The following is a 17,523-nucleotide window of genomic DNA, read 5'->3' as shown; positions in this document are numbered from 1 at the left end:
ACAGAGATTGAGTGCAAAAGTTGGAATTTGAGCCACTGCATATAGATGACCGAGCCTCTTATTATATTTATTATTTATATTAGGATCTGTTTTTAACTGACTTTGTGTCTTATTATTTAAACGCCAGCCTCATTAAGGCGTTAATATACGACAAAATGCAAATGTTTTATACTATTAGTCGTTCACCAAAAACTAATACTGTATACAATCAGTTAAATTAACTCCCTTTTCTTAAATTTAAATTTTTAACTTTAAATATTAAAATTTATATAAAAGCAATTCAGCTTTTTCTGTTAGTCATTAATAGGCTCCATATAAAACCTTAACGATTCAGTCAAAAATTTTAGCGAAATCCAGCTTAAGTTTGCTCCCAAGTGTTTCTATCTCAGACTACAACCGTTAAAATAATCAACATCATTTCAAACTGTTTGAAAAATGGAAGAATAATTAATGGCTCAATATGTATATACGATGTCGCAGGTTGGAAAAATTGTTCCACCCAAGCGCGAAATCCTCAAAAATATCAATTTGTGTTTTTTCCCCGGCGCTAAAATTGGTGTTTTGGGTTTAAACGGCGCAGGTAAATCAACCTTACTTAGAATTATGGCGGGTCTTGATACCGAAATCGAAGGTGAAGCCAGAGCGCAAACTGGGATCAAAATAGGTTATTTACCACAAGAACCTCAGCTTGATCCAAATAAAAATGTACGAGAAAACATTGAAGAAGCCATTTCAGTAATTAAAAATGCAATTGAACGACTTGATCAAGTTTATGCGGAATATGCAGAGCCTGATGCTGACTTTGATGCACTTGCAAAAGAGCAAGGCGAATTAGAAGCCATTATTCAATCAAGTGATGGCCACAACATAGAAAACATGCTTGAACGAGCAGCGGATGCACTGCGCCTACCCCCTTGGGATGCCGATGTTAATAAATTATCAGGTGGTGAGCGACGCCGTGTTGCTCTATGTCGTTTATTACTAGAAAAGCCTGACATGTTATTGCTAGATGAACCCACTAACCACCTGGATGCAGAATCTGTTGCTTGGTTAGAGCGGTTTTTACATGACTATGAAGGCACCGTGGTTGCTATAACCCATGATAGATACTTTTTAGATAATGTAGCGGGCTGGATTTTAGAGCTAGACCGTGGCCAAGGTATTCCGTGGGAAGGGAATTATTCATCTTGGCTTGAACAAAAAGATGCTCGTTTAGAACAAGAAGAAAAAGCTGAAAATGCTCGCCAACGTTCAATTAAACAGGAACTTGAATGGGTTAAACATAATCCAAAAGGTCGACAAGCTAAAAGTAAAGCTCGTCTGGCACGTTTTGAAGAACTAAATAATCAAGACTTTCAACGCCGTAATGAAACCAATGAATTATACATCCCACCTGGCGAACGTTTAGGTGATAAAGTTATCGAAGTGAGCCACCTCAAAAAATCTTATGGGGATCGTGTATTAATTGATGATTTAAGTTTTAGCATTCCAAAAGGTGCAATTGTTGGGATTATTGGTCCTAATGGTGCGGGTAAATCAACTTTATTTAGAATGTTATCTGGTATTGAGCAGCCTGATTCTGGTGAATTAGTTTTAGGGGATACCGTAAAATTATCAAGTGTTGACCAATTTCGCGATGATATGAATGATAAAAATACCGTTTGGCAAGAAATATCAGAAGGCCAAGATATTATTCAAATTGGTAATTTTGAGATCAACAGTCGTGCATACGTTAGCCGATTTAATTTCAAAGGCAGCGACCAACAAAAAAGTATTGGTGAACTGTCAGGCGGTGAACGAAATCGTGTTCATTTAGCTAAATTATTAAAAGCTGGTGGTAATGTATTACTACTAGATGAGCCAACCAATGATTTGGATGTAGAAACATTACGAGCACTAGAAAATGCCTTGCTAGATTTTCCGGGCTGTGCCATGGTTATTTCGCATGACCGCTGGTTTTTAGATAGAATCGCTACTCATATCCTAGATTATAGAGATGAAGGGCAAGTGAATTTTTATGAGGGTAACTATACCGAATATGAAGCTTGGTTAAAGCAAACATTAGGTGAAGATGCAGTGTTAAATCCACACAGAATTAAATATAAGAAGCTTTCGTAGCTTGCTCTGATAAAACGATTAAAAGATTCAAAAGCAGCAATTTATTGCTGCTTTTTTGTATTTAAACTATCTTTAAAGATATCACGCGATTCAAAAGTAAGCTTATGACTGAACGTAGACACTATACTCGAATTATTTTTGCCAATGATGCGGTTTTAAGTAATGGACATTATAACTGGACCGTTAAATTAATTGATCTATCACTCAATGGCGCGCTCATTAGTCACCCCGATCAAGTACTGCCATCTCAACTTAATCACCAAGATAGCTTTAATCTAACTTTTACGTTGCCTCAATCTGATAATGTGAGTGTTCAAATGTCAGTAAAAATTGTACATGTTGAACCTGAAGTATTAGGTTTGCGATGTGAAAAAATGGATATTGATAGTGCAACTCATCTGCGCCGTATCGTTGAGTTAAACATGGCTTCAGAAGACTTACTAATGCGAGAGCTTGAACATCTAATCGAACAAAAAATTTAAGCGTATTAAAGCGAAACATTAAATAAAAAATGAGGCTAAGGCCTCATTTTTTATTTAACCTCAACTCGGGTTAAGGTGTATTCTAACTAGTTGAATGATTTAACCTTATAGCTCTGCATAGTTTCTGACGAGCATTTTTTGTGTGGAAAAGGCCAATTCACGCGTCAATAACTAGCCTATTGCACGTGAAATTAACCCAGCCCCGTGAAAAAAGCCGTTTGAAACGTATTCATTAAACCGAGTTGAGATTATTTAGCTAAAGCAAACTAAGCTTGTGTATCAACCCCACCTGCAGCCGAAACAATCACCATAGCTGGCCTTAATAAACGACCATTAATAGTGTACCCTTTTTGTAAGCAATCAATAATCGCATTTGGGGCTACATCAGGATTCGGAACCATTGACATTGCTTGGTGTAAGTCAGGATTAAGTGCATCACCCGTTTGCGGGTCAACAACTTCAATCCCAAACTTAGATAAAGTAGCGTCAAAGCTCTTTAAGGTTAACTCAATACCTTCAATCATAGGCACAAGTGCTTCGTTGTCTTTATCTGCCGCGTCCAACGCACGCTGTAAATTATCAGAAACAGGTAATAATTCACCTGCAAATTTCTCTAACGCAAATTTATGTGCTTTTTCGATATCTAGAGAAGTACGGCGACGCATATTGTCAACTTCAGCTTTGGCACGAATAACAGAATCTTGCTGCTCAGCCACTTTAGCTTCAGACGCTGCTAACTGTGCAGTCAATTCAGCAATTTGAATATCCTGCTCTGTTTCAACTACACCTTCTGCTGCTTCAGCATTTTGTGCTTCAACAGTTTCCTCTACCTGCTCTTCAGCTTGAGTACCTTGTGGTTCATTACTCATTTTTTTAAAACTCCAAAACGGTTTCACTTAACGATTTTCCTCAAATATGGGGGCTATCTTGTATGATTCAAGGCCGAAGTTAATAATTTAGAAGTCATATCAACAATTGGGATTACTTTACGATAATCCATTCTTGCAGGGCCAATAACGGCTAGGCGTCCAATCACTTTTCCATCACATTGGTAAGGCGCACTGACTAATGCACATTCTGACAAGAGGTCAATTCCTGTCTCTTCTCCAATAAATATTTTGATGCCATTTTCATCACGACACCTTTGCATTATATCCATCACTAAATTTTTGTTTGATATAGCTTCAAATACTGCCCGAACTCGGCTCAATTCAGGACTAATACTTTCATTTAATAAATAATTCTGACCTGCGACCATTAATTGAGTCACTTTATCATCAGTCTCTGTTTGCTGGCCTAAGGCAACATCACTTAAATATTTTAATTGTGCGTCTGATCGCGCTAAGATCTGCAAGCTCTGATAGCCTTGAGATAAGGTTTTTCCGGCTAACACCATATTCATCAAGGCGGCAGTTCGAGTAACATCTGATGCTTTAATACTATGAGTTAAATCTATAATTTTATTTTGAATTTCACCATTTTTAAGCACAATAATTGCCATTAGCCGCTGATCACTTAATTGTACGAACTCTACTTTTTCAACGGCAACTTCTGGCTTATCAGCAATAGACACCACACTGGTTAATTGACTCGCATTTGCGAGCCAATTATTTGCCTGTTCGCATAATTCGCTAGCCGACATGTAACCTTGTTTTACTTGTTTGGCAAATTCATTGAAGCGGTTTTCTTGTCGGTAATCTTCAAAATTTTTTAAGGTTAATAACTCATCAACAAAAAGCCGTAACCCAGATACAGTGGGTATCCGCCCCGCAGATGTATGAGCTGAAGTCAATAAACCAGAACGCTCTAATGTCATCATTACGTTTCTAACGGTAGCTGAACTAGCTGCTATGGATTTAACTTGAGCTAAGCATTTTGAGGAAACTGGCTGACCTTGGTTCAGGTATTGCTCCACTAAAACGCGTAAAATTTGTAATGCTCTGTGATTTAAAGTCGCGTCAGTCATTATCCTAAACTTCTTATTGAGTTAAACTCTGTTGTTCATACAAAAACAATATTTATTTAACTTATATGAGGTGTAATAGATAAATTTCAATTAAATATTGCTAAACTTACCTAAACTCGATTTAACACCCCTGTGGATAACAAAAGCAAATATGACAAGCGTATTTAATAAAGTTGGCATTGTCGGTAAAGCCAACCATTCAGAGACTCAGCAAACTGTTGATACTTTAATAAATTTTTTGACACAACAAGGTTGTGATATTTATCTTGAACAAAAAGTTGCCACGCCCAAGCAAATTCAAGTTAAAGCGCTAAGTTTAGTTGAACTCGGTGAAATTTGTGATTTAGTTATAGTCGTGGGTGGCGATGGCAATATGTTAGGTGCAGCTAGAGTGTTAGCCCGCTATAATACGGCTGTTATTGGTATTAATCGCGGTAATTTAGGTTTTTTAACAGACATTAGTCCTGACGCATGTGAAACCGTATTAGAGCAAGTACTTAAAGGTCACTTTTCAACCGAAGAGCGCTTTTTGTTGGAAATAGAAGTTCATCGACATGATCAAATAAAATGCAGTAACACCGCAGTCAATGAAGCTGTTTTGCACTCTGATAAAGTCGCTCATATGATAGAATTTGAAGTCTATATAAATGACAAATTTGTTTTTAGCCAAAGAGCTGATGGGCTCATCATGAGTACGCCTACGGGGTCAACCGCTTATTCTTTATCTGGCGGAGGCCCAATTTTAACCCCAAATTTAAATGCTATTTGCCTACTACCTATGTTTCCTCACTCGCTCGCCAATCGCCCACTTGTTGTCGATGCTAGTTCAGACCTTAGATTAGTTGTATCAAATAAAGCACAAGCTCAGCTAGGTGTAACTTGTGATGGTCATGTGGCGCTTCCTGTTTTACAGGGTGACGAAATTCGCGTCAAAAAATCAGCTCATCTACTAAAATTAATTCATCCTGAAGATTATAGTTATTTTAGTGTATTGAGACGAAAGCTAAACTGGGGAAGTAAGCTATATTAATTTAAATACTAGATTAATATTTTTATATGGTTATTATTTCTATAAAAAGTAGTTCGACAATAAAATTAACAGGTTGTTTGTGTAAATGAATTTTTTAGACAAGTTATTTAATATCCCGTCAGGAAGCTTACTCACGAATGGTGACTATAATGCTTGGCTGGTTATGTTGTCGGTATTAATTGCCATTTTTTCATCGCATATGGCGTTAAAAGTATCTGAACGTGCAGCTTCTGCTTGTACCAAATTACGCCGCCATATCTCGTTATTTACTGGGGCTTTAGCTCTGGGAGGCGGCGTATGGTCAATGCATTTTATTGGCATGACAGCCTTTCGCTTATGCACGCCCGTTAGTTACAACTGGCTAATCACTTTATTATCGATAATTCCTTCGATTATTGCTTCTTGGGTCGCACTAAACATCATTAGTGAAGATGAATTAAATAAAAGCAAACTTCTTTTAGGTGGATTATTGGTTGGCGCTGGTATAGGGACTATGCATTATTTAGGCATGGCTGCGATGGAGATGGCACCTCTTCTTAGATACGATTTAAGCTTATTTTTATTATCTATCATTGTTGCGGTAGGTTTGGCCATTTTAGCTTTATGGGTTCGATTTGCTCTAATCGGTTCTACAAGGTTTAACTTCTCAGTTAACCAAATTACCTTAATTGCCAGTGTAGTTATGGGCTGCGCTATTTCTGGCATGCATTACACCGGCATGGCGGCTGCACGTTTTGTTTTACCTGAAGGCTTAGAGCTTTCAAAACAGCCAAATGAAATATCTTTATATTTAGGCCTGACGACTGCTGGTCTCACCTTTATTATTCTGAGTTTAGTTTTGGCCGTAAATTACATTTTTAGATACCGTGATTTATCCCGAACTGCCAGCAATAATGAAAACCGATTAAAAGCGATAATGAATACCGCAATAGATGGCATTTTAACAATAGATAAAGACGGTCACGTATTAAGCGCCAATAAAGCAACTGAAGACCTTTTTGGTTGGTGTGAATCCGAATTAATAGGACAGAATATTTCATACATATTTAAAACAGATTCAGTTGAAGGCCAAGCACAGGCCGATACTTTAAACAATAGTTCATTTATTGGGAAAAGCAGCGAACTGAGCATCAAACATAAAAATGGAATAATGATAGATGCCCGCGTAGCAATTGGACAGGTCGACTTAGGCTCAGAGACTTTATTTGTTGCAATCGCGTCTGATTTAACTGAACGGGTAAAAATGGAGACAGCGCTTAGAGAAAATGAAAATAAATTTCGTTCTTTAATATCAAACATCCCAGGGATTGCATTTCGCTGTTTAGATAAAGGCGACTGGCCTATGGTGTATATTAGCGATGCTGTTGAAAGTATAACTGGCTATCCTGCTGAAGACTTTCAATTACCTCATCCTAAACGCTCATTTAAAGATTTAATCCACCCTGAAGATCTAGCCAATGTAATGCTTTACCATCAGCAAGGCAGTCATTATACCTTTGAATACCGCATACTGACCAAAACAGGCGATATAAAATGGCTATTAGAATATGGTAGCCAAGTATTAGATCCAACGACTCAATTTCCGTGTTTAGACGGCTTCATCATGGATATCACTGAACGACGGTTAATGGAAGAAGAGCTTATTATCGCGAAAGAAAATGCAGAGCAAGCAGCAGCGGCCCGCTCCGCGTTTACTGCGAATATGAGCCATGAAATCAGAACACCCATGAATGCAATTATTGGCTTTAGTGACATTATGCTCGATTCTCCCCTATCAGACGAACAAGCAAAACACCTCAAAACCATTAATCAATCAGCAAAATCCTTATTGCATTTACTAAATGATATTTTAGACAGTGCTAAGCTAGATAAAGGTAAATTTGAGCTTGATATCCGAGATTTTAATTTAATAGAAGAAGTAGATTCTGTTGTATCAACGCTTTATATGGAAGCTAAACACAAAGGGTTAATATTAAATATTGATATATCAACTCAAATCTCTGATTGTTATAAAGGCGACCCTGATAGAATTCGCCAAATCCTAACCAACATAATTGGCAACGCAATTAAATTCACTCCGACTGGCAGGATTGATGTGATCGTCAGACCAAATGACTATGGTCAAATCGATTTTATTATTAAAGATACGGGCATTGGCATGGATCAGGCTCAACTCAACAATATTTTTAATGCTTATGCACAAGCCGATAGCTCAATTAGCCGAAAATTTGGTGGTACAGGTTTAGGTACAACCATTAGCTATCAATTAACTGAATTAATGGACGGCAACATTAGTGTTGAAAGTGAACCTAACAATGGCACCTGTTTTACCATTAGCCTGCCTTTAACCAAAAGTGATCAATGTGGTATTCAAGCAATTCAATCAGACAATATTGAATTGCCGAAACTTAAAGTATTGGTCGTAGATGACATTCAACAAAACCTAGATTTGATCTCTATTTTGTTACAGCGTCAAGGCCACCAAATCATTACCGCTCGTGATGGTGAACAAGCATTATTGCGAATGAACAAAGACACAGAAATTGATCTTGTGTTAATGGATATACAAATGCCAGTAATGGATGGACTTACAGCGGCAAGTTTACAACGTGAATATGAAGCGCAAAATAATTTACCTCCGCTTCCTATTATCGCACTAACAGCCAGCGTGATGGAAAACGATCGATTACAAGCCAAAGAGGCTGGTATGAGCGGTTTTGCTAACAAACCGGTTGATTTAAAACAAATCCAGCTACAGATAGCTCAAGTACTTGGAATTAATGTACAGCACAATCAAAAACAAGAAATAAAGCAAAAAACGGAATTAATGAATGTTGAAAAAGGAACACTGCTATGGGGAAGTGAATACCAATACTATAGCGAGATTCAACGCTTTTTAACCGATAATATAGATTTTTATGATTCATTTAAACAATGCTTAGACAAACAAGAATGGGCGCAATTAAACCAAACCGCACACACTTTAAAAGGTCTCACAGGTAATTTAGCATTACCGGCTTTGATGCAAAACTTTGTGCTTTTAGAAAAGCAAATCAAACAACAAAGTACCGCAGATATTATGGGTATACTTGAAAATATCACGCAGCAAATGCATCAATTAACAAATAAAGTGACCGATTATTTTAAACACGCGGTAGCGCCAAAAACTTTATCTGAAAAAACCGACCTCATTGGCGTTATCGACGAAGTTATTAGGTTAGTTGAACAAAATCAATGTGACGACTCTATCTTAGCTAAATTTAAAGCCGCCAGTAGTCCCCCTCAAATTCAACATCTCATTGAACAAATTATCGAAGAAGTTAACGATTTTGAATTTGAGCTAGCGCATCAACATTTAACTCAATTACAGCAAATTATTGCTCAGGAGGAAACATGTCCTTAATCCCTGAAAGCAAACCTAAAATTTTGATTGTCGACGACGAACCTGCGAATTTAAGAGTATTAAAAAGCATTCTCCAGTCAGACTACCAACTCACTTTTGCTAAAAGTGGTGAAGATGCGCTTAAATTAATTGATAAAGACAAGCCCGCTTTAATTTTACTCGACATTATGATGCCCGGAATGTCGGGGTTTGATGTTTGTAAGACCCTAAAAAGCCAAGTCGAAAATAAAAGTATTCCAATTATATTTGTTTCGGCACTATCTGAAGAGATGGACGAAGCAACTGGCTTTGAAATGGGTGCTGTAGATTATATAACCAAACCCGTTTCTCCAACACTCGTAAAAGCACGAGTCAGAACCCATTTATCTTTAGTGCAAGCTGACGTGCTTAAAGAAACACGATTGCAAGTTATTCAGGTGCTTGGCAGAGCTTCAGAATACAAAGATAATGAAACGGGCATGCATGTTATTAGAATGAGCCATTATTCAAAAATTTTAGCAAAAGCTTATGGATTTTGTGATGCGCAGGCAGAACAAATTTTAAATGCAGCACCAATGCATGATGTGGGTAAAATAGGCATTGCAGATAGTATAATGCTAAAACCCGGCAAGCTAACTGATGATGAAATGAACATCATGAAAACGCATCCAAATATTGGTGCTGATATTCTTGGCGAAGGTGACTCAGACTTATTAAGGCTAGCCCGTTCTATTGCTTTAACCCATCACGAAAAATGGGATGGTAGTGGTTACCCTAATGGTCTATCAGGCGAAGATATTCCAATAGAGGGCCGAATTGTCGCTTTAGCCGATGTATTTGATGCTTTAACCAGCAAACGTCCCTATAAAGATGCTTGGAGTGTAGAAAAAACCATGGATTTAATAAAGTCTGAAAGTGGACTTCATTTTGATCCAACACTCGTCAATTTATTAATTCAAGAAATGGATCAAATTCTAGCGGTTTACCATAAATGGCAAGAGTAAAAACTGAATCAATGCATCCATTATCTGTTGATGCATTGATTCATCCATATCGCTTACTGGGTTAGCTTAATCGACTCTATCGATGTAAGTTCAGGGCTTCCGCCTCTTGAACCAGATCCGCAGCATGTCCAGACTTGGTCTTGATACAAAATAGCACCTGTGCCATGCCTACCTCGATTCAAAGGGGTAAAGCTGCGCCAACTTTGATTACTCGGATTTAAAATCTCTACTTCATTATGCGCCGGAGGTGGACGATTTGTTTCTCCACCCAAGACCCAAATTTCGTCTTTAACTACCAAAGTAGATGTACCGGCTCTAGGTGTAGGTATACCTTGTTTTAACGTTTGCCATGTTTGAGTTTTAATATTAAAGACATCAGCCGCTTTCACTACCAGATCAAAAACTTGATTAGTTGCAGATGATGTAGTGCGGCCTCCCACAGCATAAATTTTCCCATCTAAAATAGCAGCCTGAAAATGGTCTCTAGCATGAGGGGCGTCTGCTAATGTTGTCCATTGTTTAGATTTAAAATCATAAACATCCAGCCAAGGCACAAAACCGCCTACGTGACCATTTTGAATACCTGCTACTAAATAAAGTTTATCTTGATAAATAACGCTGCCAGCACCACCTCTTAATCTATTCTTAGGTAAATTTACTTTAAATTCCCATTTATCTTGTTCAGGATAATAATAAAGCATCTTATCTATAGGCGTTTCGTTAGGATATCGCCCCGTCATGGCTCCAGCTAAAATAATCGCATCTTGGTAGACCACAGGTTGAAAATGATGAATTTCGACAGGAGGTGCGCTACCTTGTCGCCACTGCTGAGTTTGCGGATTATAAATATCAACGGGCTGAATTCTACGTCCACCCAACGAATAAAATTCACCTTTAAACTCCACAAAAGCTGCTTCATGTCTAGGATGCACATGACCTGTCGTTTCTAACGTTTGCCATTTGTTTGATTGAGTCAAGTTAGACTGTTCAGCGTTTGCACCTGAATTTTGCTGACAAGAAACCAATAACAAGCACCCAAAACTTAGACAGACGCCTTTAATTAACTTTCTAAATTGATTTTTTTTCATTATTTATCTTTGCTCCTTTGTAATATCCCATGCTGAACATAACATATATGCTTATTTTTAATACAATACAACCTCATCCAATAAGCTTTAGCTAAACTGCATTCTTAATATCAGCTTAGTCAACTGTGCTAATAACACGAATGGCATCATTTTATGTTAATAATCTATGCTCTCGTCACTCTCATAAGCATTTTCATCAAAAGATTGTTTATCTTGGATATTGAAGCTTTGATGCAACTCAGACCATGTAATAACCATTTCTTTACGATTTAACGCGTTAACAACCCTTTCAACTTGGGTATTTTGATCTTGAAAATCTGAACTATCAAAATCACATCGTGTTAAATAATCTTTGATTAGTCCATTAAGTGCGTCCTCACTTAATAATTTATGATCTATGAACATTTATTTTCATCCTAATAACCTCAGCTCTAATTAAATACAAAAAAACCGACTTGCAAGTCGGTTTTTTTATTTAATTAATGCAAATTTAATTTGATTTTTGTCTCAGCGAAACAATCAGCTCTGCTTCCACCATGGGTATTTCACAATCGGTTGAAATCTCTTGTGCTGTTGCCCCTTTCTCTGCCATTTTAGCCGCCCGGGTATATAACTTAGATTCAGGATCTTGAAGTTCTAACTCACCTTGACGAGATTCAATATCCAGCACAATAGCTTGAATTCGTTTAACACTTTGTCCGATCCCAATTGAACCTGAACGAATTTCATCGATTTCATGGCGTAAAATTTTATTTTCACGCTCCAAATGACTATGTTTATCACTCAGAGCTCGATAATCTGACGCCTGCTTTTTTAACAGTTTACGTAAAATAAAGACGCTAAAAAAACAGCCAAATATAGCAAGCCCAAGCGATATCCAAGATAGATCAATCATACTGATTAAAAACTATTAAGTTCATCCCATTCTTCATCGCTGAGCAACTTGTTTAAATCAACCAAAATTAATAGCTCACCATCGCGATTAGATACCCCTTGGATAAAGCGCGCGCTTTCATCAGTGCCTACATTCGGTGTGCTGTCGATCTCATTAGATTTAAGGTACACAACTTCTGCCACACTATCTACCAAAATACCAATAACTTGCTTTTCAGCTTCAATAATCACAATTCTTGAATTATCAGTTACCGTGCTTGATTCTAAACCGAAACGGCTACGCGTATCGATTACGGTAACAACATTACCGCGCAAATTAATAATCCCTAGCACATAACTTGGTGCACCCGGTACAGGAGCAATTTCCGTATAGCGCAATACTTCTTGTACCTGCATCACATTAATACCATAGGTTTCTTCATCTAATTTGAACGTAACCCATTGTAATACTTCGCTGTCAGCTGCGTCGGCTGCGATATTTCTTTCTGTATTGCTCATAGTTCTGCTCCGCCAGAATCTTTGTTATCAACCATCTTGACTGTCAAGCCCTTTGTTTAAAAGCAAAATGAGCTGTTCGACATTCAACAAGGCACACATTTTTTGTTTCACCAGCCCTGCCAACCAAGGTCTTTTGCCAGCTGATGCTCGCCATTTAATATCTTCTTGTTTCAGTGTCACTGTGTTAACCAAGGTTTCGCATGCTAATCCCCAGCGACTTTCTCCTAACATAATAATATATTTATAACTCAAAGCGTTAACTAAATCTTGATCACATTTTTCTGGCATCACCCAAAGCGCAGTGTCAACTACATTAATTTGCATCTCTCGGTTCACCATTAATCCTTTAAACCAAGCAGGCTTGCCAAAAAGCGGAGACGTTTCTGTTAGGTTATGAATCCCCCCCAGCTCCGTTAAAGGTAAAGCTAAGGCCAAACCCGCCACTTCAAAAAATAATGCTTGAAAGTCACCTTCCTGATATTTTTTTTCAGCTAATGTAGGTGGTTCTCCTACCGGTGGCTCGGCTACTACCTCCAAATCAGCTAGTGGGATGTCTCTTTCATTCATTATTGGCGAAACAAACTCATCAAGCTCTGGTGCATTAGCCGTATCAATTGTATGCGTTTCAATTTCGTCTGGGTGTTTACTGACTTGCTCCAATAAATGTTCAACTGGATTCAAGGTAGTTGGATATAAAGGTTTACTCGCGTCTATTTTTACTGTGTCTGAACTAAACTCTGTTTGCGGTGTTTTTTTTGCATTAACCGGTTCAGATTCAAATAATAAAGCATCAAGATACTCTTCCATGACATCTTCGTTTGCAAAAGTGCCTTTGCTCATTAGTCGTCAACCTGCAGTATATAAGTCAATAAATTTTGATATGCAAATACACCACGTGATTTAGGTGTATAAACTGACGGAACTCGCTGTGCTAAACTCGCATCTCGCAATTTAGTATCGACCGGGATTACGTTAGACCAGACTTTATTTTGATAGAGCTGTTTTAATTCTTTGTAGGCTTCCAATGATGCTTTCGTCCGCTTATCAAACATAGTTGGAATAATTGTATATCGATAATTCTTTTTTTGCGACCGCCCCATTAAATATAAGGTTCGCATCATGCGATCTAAGCCTTTAAGGGCTAAAAACTCAGTCTGTACGGGAATTAAAATACGTTCACAGGCAGCCAAAGCATTAACCATTAATACCCCCAAAACAGGCGGACAATCAATTAATGCATAATCATATTCATCCGCTAACAAATCAAGTGTATTTTTTAAAACTAAACCCATACCATGCTGATTGCCCATCCGTCGGTCTAATGTTGCAAGCGCCATAGTTGCCGGCAAAATATCTAAATTATTCATCGAAGTTGGACACAAAGTTTGTAATATTTGTTCTTTTGATAAATTTTGTTTATGTAAAAATAAATCAAAAACACTATTATCAAGCTCTTCTGAATCTATTCCAAAATAATAAGTCAGTGATGCATGTGGGTCAGTATCAATTAGCAGTACTTTTTTACCTTGTCCGGCTAAAATACCTGCCAAGGTGACCGTGGTGGTGGTTTTTCCTACCCCCCCTTTTTGATTTGCTACCGTCCAGACAATCACTATATCTCCTTATATTAACCACAAATTTCAGCTTGGATCTTAGCTGACATTTGGTTAATTGAGATACTTTGTGTCGCTATACCTGCAACTGTAACGGCTTGAGGCATACCATAAACAACGCATGACGCTTCGTCTTGAGCCCAGATAATTGAACCTGCGCTTTTTAACATTCTTGCACCTTCTCGACCATCAGCACCCATACCAGTTAATACCACAGCCAATACTGAACTTTGATAAATTTTAGCAATTGAAGCAAAGGTTAAATCGACACTGGGTTTATAAGTAAGTCGCGTTGAATCATCCGCCTTGATAACTATTTTACCGCCACTTGCGCTACCTTCTATCATCATTTGCTTACCACCTGGGGCAAGATAAGCGCAGCCAGGTTTTAATACATCGCCTTGCTCGGCCTCTTTCACCTGAATTTTACACATCCCATTTAAACGTGAAGCAAAAGCTGCTGTAAAAGCGGCTGGCATATGCTGTATTAATAAAATAGGCGTCGGAAAATTCGCAGGCAACTGAGTTAATATTGTTTGTAATGCAACAGGCCCACCCGTTGAAGTACCAATTGCCAACAATTTATAAGAGCTAGGGGCACGAGAGGCTCGCTCTCTAACAGGCGAAATTGAACTTCTGACACTAGTGGATGTTTTTAATGAGGTATCAGTGGACAATGAAGCTGGTGTTGTAAAACGTCTTTTGTCGGACGCGGTATGCGTTACAGGCGTTGCGACCGGATTCGCTCGCTTGAAAAAACGGCGTTTTGATATTTGCTTAATTCGAGATAGCAACTGTTGAATGGCTTCATCTCGATTTCGAGCGATATCTTCAAATTTTTTAGGTAAAAAATCTAAAGCACCAGCTTCTAACGCATCTAATGTCGCTTGGGCCCCATCATGAGTCAATGATGAAAACATTAAAATAGGAACGGGTTGACGCTGCATAATTTCACGCACAGCTGAAATACCATCCATCACTGGCATTTCAATGTCCATGGTGATCACATCTGGTTTTATTGCACTGTTTTTTTCAACGGCATCTTTACCATTGACTGCAGTATCAATGACATGCAGGTCAGGATCTTGCTCAATGATTTCAGAAACTCTACGTCTAAAAAAACTAGAGTCATCAACCACCAGTACATTTATTGGCATTCATAAATCCTAGATAAAAGATTTAACGTTTTGCGTAACGTTTTAATAAACCGGGTACATCTAAAATCAATGCAATTCCACCATCACTGGTTATTGTTGCACCCGCCATTCCCGGTGTACCTTGCAATAAGGCGTCTAGTGGTTTAATAACCACTTCTTCTTGACCAATCAAAGAATCCACCACAAAACCAACTTGTTTGTGTGTACTTAATTGCAGTACAACTACGTGGCCGATTTTACGATCAGCTCGCTTATTTTCAGCATTAGGACGTGTAAGCCAGTCTTGTAAATAAAACAAAGGTATCGCTTTATTGCGCACTATCATCGTTAATTGATTATCAACTGTATTCGTTTTTTGTAAATCTAGGTTGATAATTTCGTTCACCCCGGCAAGCGGTAACGCAAATGTTTGACCAGAAACAATAACCATCAGCGTTGGTAAAATTGCCAAAGTAAGCGGTACTTTTATTTCAAGCTCAGTGCCGTAGCCTTGTTCAGAGCGTATTACAACTGAACCATTGAGTTGGGTAATTTTGGTTTTAACCACATCCATACCCACACCACGACCCGAGATATCAGAGATTTTTTCTTTTGTTGAAAAACCAGGCGCAAAAATTAAGTTGTAAGCTTCACTATCAGACATTCTTGAAGCTGTATCTGTATCAAGAATACCGTTTTTAATCGCAATTCCTTTAAGCTTTTCCGGATCCATACCTGCGCCATCATCAGTGATGGTTAACAAAATATGATCACCTTCTTGTGATGCAGATAAACACACAGTACCGTTGCGAGGTTTACCTTTCGCGGCACGCTCATCCGGCATTTCAATACCATGGTCAACTGAGTTTCGAACCAAGTGAACTAAAGGATCAGCCAGCGCTTCAACTAAATTTTTATCTAAATCGGTTTCTTCACCCTCTAATTTTAAGGTGATTTCTTTATTGAGAGAACGTGCTAAATCACGAACGACTCTTGGGAAGCGACCAAATACTTTTTTAATTGGCTGCATCCGAGTTTTCATTACCGCACCCTGTAAATCGCCTGTTACCACATCTAAATTAGCAATCGCTTTAGACATAGCCTCTTCATTTACATTAACACCTAAGCTAACGAGTCGATTACGTACTAATACTAACTCCCCAACCATGTTCATAATTTGATCAAGTCGTTTCGTATCAACCCTTACAGTGGTTTCTGCAGCTGGCGCTGATGGTGATGATTTTTTAGCTGGTGCTGGCGGCTTGCTAGCGGCTGCCGGTTTTCCAGAGCTTGCTTGACTTGTTACAGGTTTATTTACGTTAGACGCATTTGGTTTATTAACGGTATTGACCGCATCAGGCTGAGATTTTGCAACGTTGGGCGCGCTTGCTTGAGGCTTTTCAGGTGTGACACTTTTACTTGGGGCTTTTCCTTTACCATGTAATTCATCTAACAGTGATTCAAATTCATCATCAGATATATCATCAGATGATTGGTTATTTGATACGGATTGACTCGCCTGTGGAGCTGGATTCGATGACGGTTTTTTAGGGCTAGCAAATTTACCTTTCCCGTGTAGCTCATCTAATAAAGCTTCAAATTCATCATCTGTAATTTCATCAGTATTATGGCTGGGAGTTGAAGGATTATTTGCGGGTAATGTGGCTGATGTTTGACTAGACGATGGTTCATTTGAACTTGCACCCGGGGCTTTATTTGCACCATGTAATTGATCTAATAAAGCTTCAAATTCATCATCTGTAATTTCATCAATTGAATTAGATTCTAAATGGCTGTCAGCTACGTCTGAGACAGGCAAGTTCGACTCCTCCACGGACTGCTCAAACAATTCAACATCCGAGTCACCCACAGTAGGGTCTATTGTAGCACTCGCAGTATTTTCATCTTCACGTTCGGGTTCACTTAACGTATGTAAAGTATCCAATAGTTCTTGAGAAGCTGGTTCTGGCTCTTCTCGGTTTTGGATTTGCGAAAACATTAAATTAATACAGTCTAACGACTGTAAAATAACATCCATAAGTTCAGGTGTTACTTTGCGCTGGCCTTTTCGTAAAATATCAAACACATTTTCAGCGCCATGACATGCATCTACGAGGGCTGTCATTGCTAAAAAACCTGCTCCGCCCTTTACGGTATGAAAGCCTCTGAAAATAGCATTGAGTAAATCCGCATCTTCAGGATTATTCTCAAGCTCCACTAGCTGCTCTGATAACTGCTCTAAAATTTCTGCTGCTTCAACTAAAAAATCTTGCAGTATATCTTCATCTACATCAAAGCTCATGGAACTCGTC

General features: G+C 38.3%; 15 protein-coding genes. 5 read left to right on the top strand and 10 right to left on the bottom strand.

Features of this window, described 5'->3' with window-relative positions; all coding sequences use genetic code 11:
- Positions 1–450 precede the first annotated feature (450 nt).
- Together ettA and OLW01_RS04700 are read left to right on the top strand one after the other, a co-directional pair.
- Positions 451–2,118 (top strand): energy-dependent translational throttle protein EttA, encoded by a 1,668-nt coding sequence (gene ettA, locus OLW01_RS04705; RefSeq protein WP_268075575.1) that lies wholly within the window; start codon positions 451–453, stop codon positions 2,116–2,118.
- 104 nt (positions 2,119–2,222) lie between these two features.
- Positions 2,223–2,600, top strand: a complete 378-nt coding sequence (locus tag OLW01_RS04700) for a PilZ domain-containing protein (protein ID WP_268075574.1) — start codon at positions 2,223–2,225, stop codon at positions 2,598–2,600.
- 266 nt (positions 2,601–2,866) lie between these two features.
- Here OLW01_RS04700 and grpE read toward each other — a convergent pair whose 3' ends face one another.
- The gene (gene grpE, locus OLW01_RS04695) at positions 2,867–3,469 is read right to left on the bottom strand and encodes a nucleotide exchange factor GrpE (protein WP_268075573.1); all 603 of its coding nucleotides are present in this window, start codon (positions 3,467–3,469) and stop codon (positions 2,867–2,869) included.
- 53 nt (positions 3,470–3,522) lie between these two features.
- A complete protein-coding gene (gene hrcA / locus OLW01_RS04690) occupies positions 3,523–4,566 on the bottom strand; it encodes a heat-inducible transcriptional repressor HrcA (protein WP_268075572.1) in 1,044 nt (347 codons plus the stop codon).
- A gap of 151 nt (positions 4,567–4,717) precedes the next feature.
- Here hrcA and nadK point away from each other — a divergent pair, with 151 nt between their 5' ends.
- The 3 genes from nadK (at position 4,718) to OLW01_RS04675 (ending at position 9,982) form a co-directional block, all read left to right on the top strand.
- A complete protein-coding gene (gene nadK, locus OLW01_RS04685) occupies positions 4,718–5,596 on the top strand; it encodes an NAD(+) kinase (RefSeq protein ID WP_268075571.1) in 879 nt (292 codons plus the stop codon).
- Between the two features lie 85 nt (positions 5,597–5,681).
- Positions 5,682–8,999 carry an MHYT domain-containing protein gene (locus OLW01_RS04680; RefSeq protein WP_268075570.1) on the top strand — a complete coding sequence of 1,106 codons (3,318 nt, stop codon included), beginning with the start codon at positions 5,682–5,684 and terminating at the stop codon, positions 8,997–8,999.
- Complete coding sequence (locus OLW01_RS04675) at positions 8,990–9,982, top strand: HD domain-containing phosphohydrolase (RefSeq protein WP_268075569.1); 993 nt, start codon at positions 8,990–8,992, stop codon at positions 9,980–9,982. Before OLW01_RS04680 ends, OLW01_RS04675 begins: the two co-directional genes overlap by 10 nt.
- 53 nt (positions 9,983–10,035) lie before the next feature.
- Here the strand turns inward: OLW01_RS04675 and OLW01_RS04670 are convergent, their stop codons facing one another.
- The 8 genes from OLW01_RS04670 to OLW01_RS04635 all read right to left on the bottom strand — a co-directional run bounded on the left by OLW01_RS04670 (position 10,036) and on the right by OLW01_RS04635 (position 17,513).
- Positions 10,036–11,070 (bottom strand): Kelch repeat-containing protein, encoded by a 1,035-nt coding sequence (locus OLW01_RS04670; RefSeq protein ID WP_268075568.1) that lies wholly within the window; start codon positions 11,068–11,070, stop codon positions 10,036–10,038.
- Between the two features lie 156 nt (positions 11,071–11,226).
- Positions 11,227–11,475, bottom strand: coding sequence for a YheU family protein (locus OLW01_RS04665; protein WP_268075567.1), 249 nt, complete (start codon positions 11,473–11,475; stop codon positions 11,227–11,229).
- 85 nt (positions 11,476–11,560) lie between these two features.
- On the bottom strand, positions 11,561–11,965 hold the full coding sequence (locus OLW01_RS04660; RefSeq protein ID WP_268075566.1) for a DUF2802 domain-containing protein: 405 nt from the start codon (positions 11,963–11,965) through the stop codon (positions 11,561–11,563).
- A 5-nt stretch (positions 11,966–11,970) separates the two neighbouring features.
- The gene (locus tag OLW01_RS04655; RefSeq protein ID WP_268075565.1) at positions 11,971–12,462 is read right to left on the bottom strand and encodes a chemotaxis protein CheW; all 492 of its coding nucleotides are present in this window, start codon (positions 12,460–12,462) and stop codon (positions 11,971–11,973) included.
- Positions 12,463–12,489: 27 nt separating this feature from the next.
- Positions 12,490–13,302 carry a chemotaxis protein CheW gene (locus OLW01_RS04650; protein ID WP_268075564.1) on the bottom strand — a complete coding sequence of 271 codons (813 nt, stop codon included), beginning with the start codon at positions 13,300–13,302 and terminating at the stop codon, positions 12,490–12,492.
- Positions 13,302–14,075 carry a ParA family protein gene (locus OLW01_RS04645; protein ID WP_268075563.1) on the bottom strand — a complete coding sequence of 258 codons (774 nt, stop codon included), beginning with the start codon at positions 14,073–14,075 and terminating at the stop codon, positions 13,302–13,304. Before OLW01_RS04645 ends, OLW01_RS04650 begins: the two co-directional genes overlap by 1 nt.
- Positions 14,076–14,089: 14 nt before the next feature.
- The gene (locus OLW01_RS04640; protein WP_268075562.1) at positions 14,090–15,232 is read right to left on the bottom strand and encodes a protein-glutamate methylesterase/protein-glutamine glutaminase; all 1,143 of its coding nucleotides are present in this window, start codon (positions 15,230–15,232) and stop codon (positions 14,090–14,092) included.
- Positions 15,233–15,254: 22 nt separating this feature from the next.
- Positions 15,255–17,513: a chemotaxis protein CheA gene (locus tag OLW01_RS04635; protein ID WP_268075561.1), complete on the bottom strand. Its 2,259-nt coding sequence runs from the start codon at positions 17,511–17,513 to the stop codon at positions 15,255–15,257.
- Positions 17,514–17,523: the final 10 nt, after the last annotated feature.

It is taken from the genome of Catenovulum adriaticum (assembly GCF_026725475.1).
GTDB lineage: Bacteria > Pseudomonadota > Gammaproteobacteria > Enterobacterales > Alteromonadaceae > Catenovulum > Catenovulum adriaticum.
This window is presented reverse-complemented; position numbering and strand designations above follow the sequence as displayed.

Excerpts from the sequence above, each read along its gene's own strand:
- ettA (WP_268075575.1), top strand. The coding sequence starts at position 451 with ATGGCTCAATATGTATATACGATGTCGCAGGTTGGAAAAATTGTTCCA.
- OLW01_RS04700 (WP_268075574.1), top strand. The coding sequence starts at position 2,223 with ATGACTGAACGTAGACACTATACTCGAATTATTTTTGCCAATGATGCG.
- grpE (WP_268075573.1), bottom strand. The coding sequence starts at position 3,469 with ATGAGTAATGAACCACAAGGTACTCAAGCTGAAGAGCAGGTAGAGGAA.
- hrcA (WP_268075572.1), bottom strand. The coding sequence starts at position 4,566 with ATGACTGACGCGACTTTAAATCACAGAGCATTACAAATTTTACGCGTT.
- nadK (WP_268075571.1), top strand. The coding sequence starts at position 4,718 with ATGACAAGCGTATTTAATAAAGTTGGCATTGTCGGTAAAGCCAACCAT.
- OLW01_RS04680 (WP_268075570.1), top strand. The coding sequence starts at position 5,682 with ATGAATTTTTTAGACAAGTTATTTAATATCCCGTCAGGAAGCTTACTC.
- OLW01_RS04675 (WP_268075569.1), top strand. The coding sequence starts at position 8,990 with ATGTCCTTAATCCCTGAAAGCAAACCTAAAATTTTGATTGTCGACGAC.
- OLW01_RS04670 (WP_268075568.1), bottom strand. The coding sequence starts at position 11,070 with ATGAAAAAAAATCAATTTAGAAAGTTAATTAAAGGCGTCTGTCTAAGT.
- OLW01_RS04665 (WP_268075567.1), bottom strand. The coding sequence starts at position 11,475 with ATGTTCATAGATCATAAATTATTAAGTGAGGACGCACTTAATGGACTA.
- OLW01_RS04660 (WP_268075566.1), bottom strand. The coding sequence starts at position 11,965 with ATGATTGATCTATCTTGGATATCGCTTGGGCTTGCTATATTTGGCTGT.
- OLW01_RS04655 (WP_268075565.1), bottom strand. The coding sequence starts at position 12,462 with ATGAGCAATACAGAAAGAAATATCGCAGCCGACGCAGCTGACAGCGAA.
- OLW01_RS04650 (WP_268075564.1), bottom strand. The coding sequence starts at position 13,302 with ATGAGCAAAGGCACTTTTGCAAACGAAGATGTCATGGAAGAGTATCTT.
- OLW01_RS04640 (WP_268075562.1), bottom strand. The coding sequence starts at position 15,232 with ATGCCAATAAATGTACTGGTGGTTGATGACTCTAGTTTTTTTAGACGT.
- OLW01_RS04635 (WP_268075561.1), bottom strand. The coding sequence starts at position 17,513 with ATGAGCTTTGATGTAGATGAAGATATACTGCAAGATTTTTTAGTTGAA.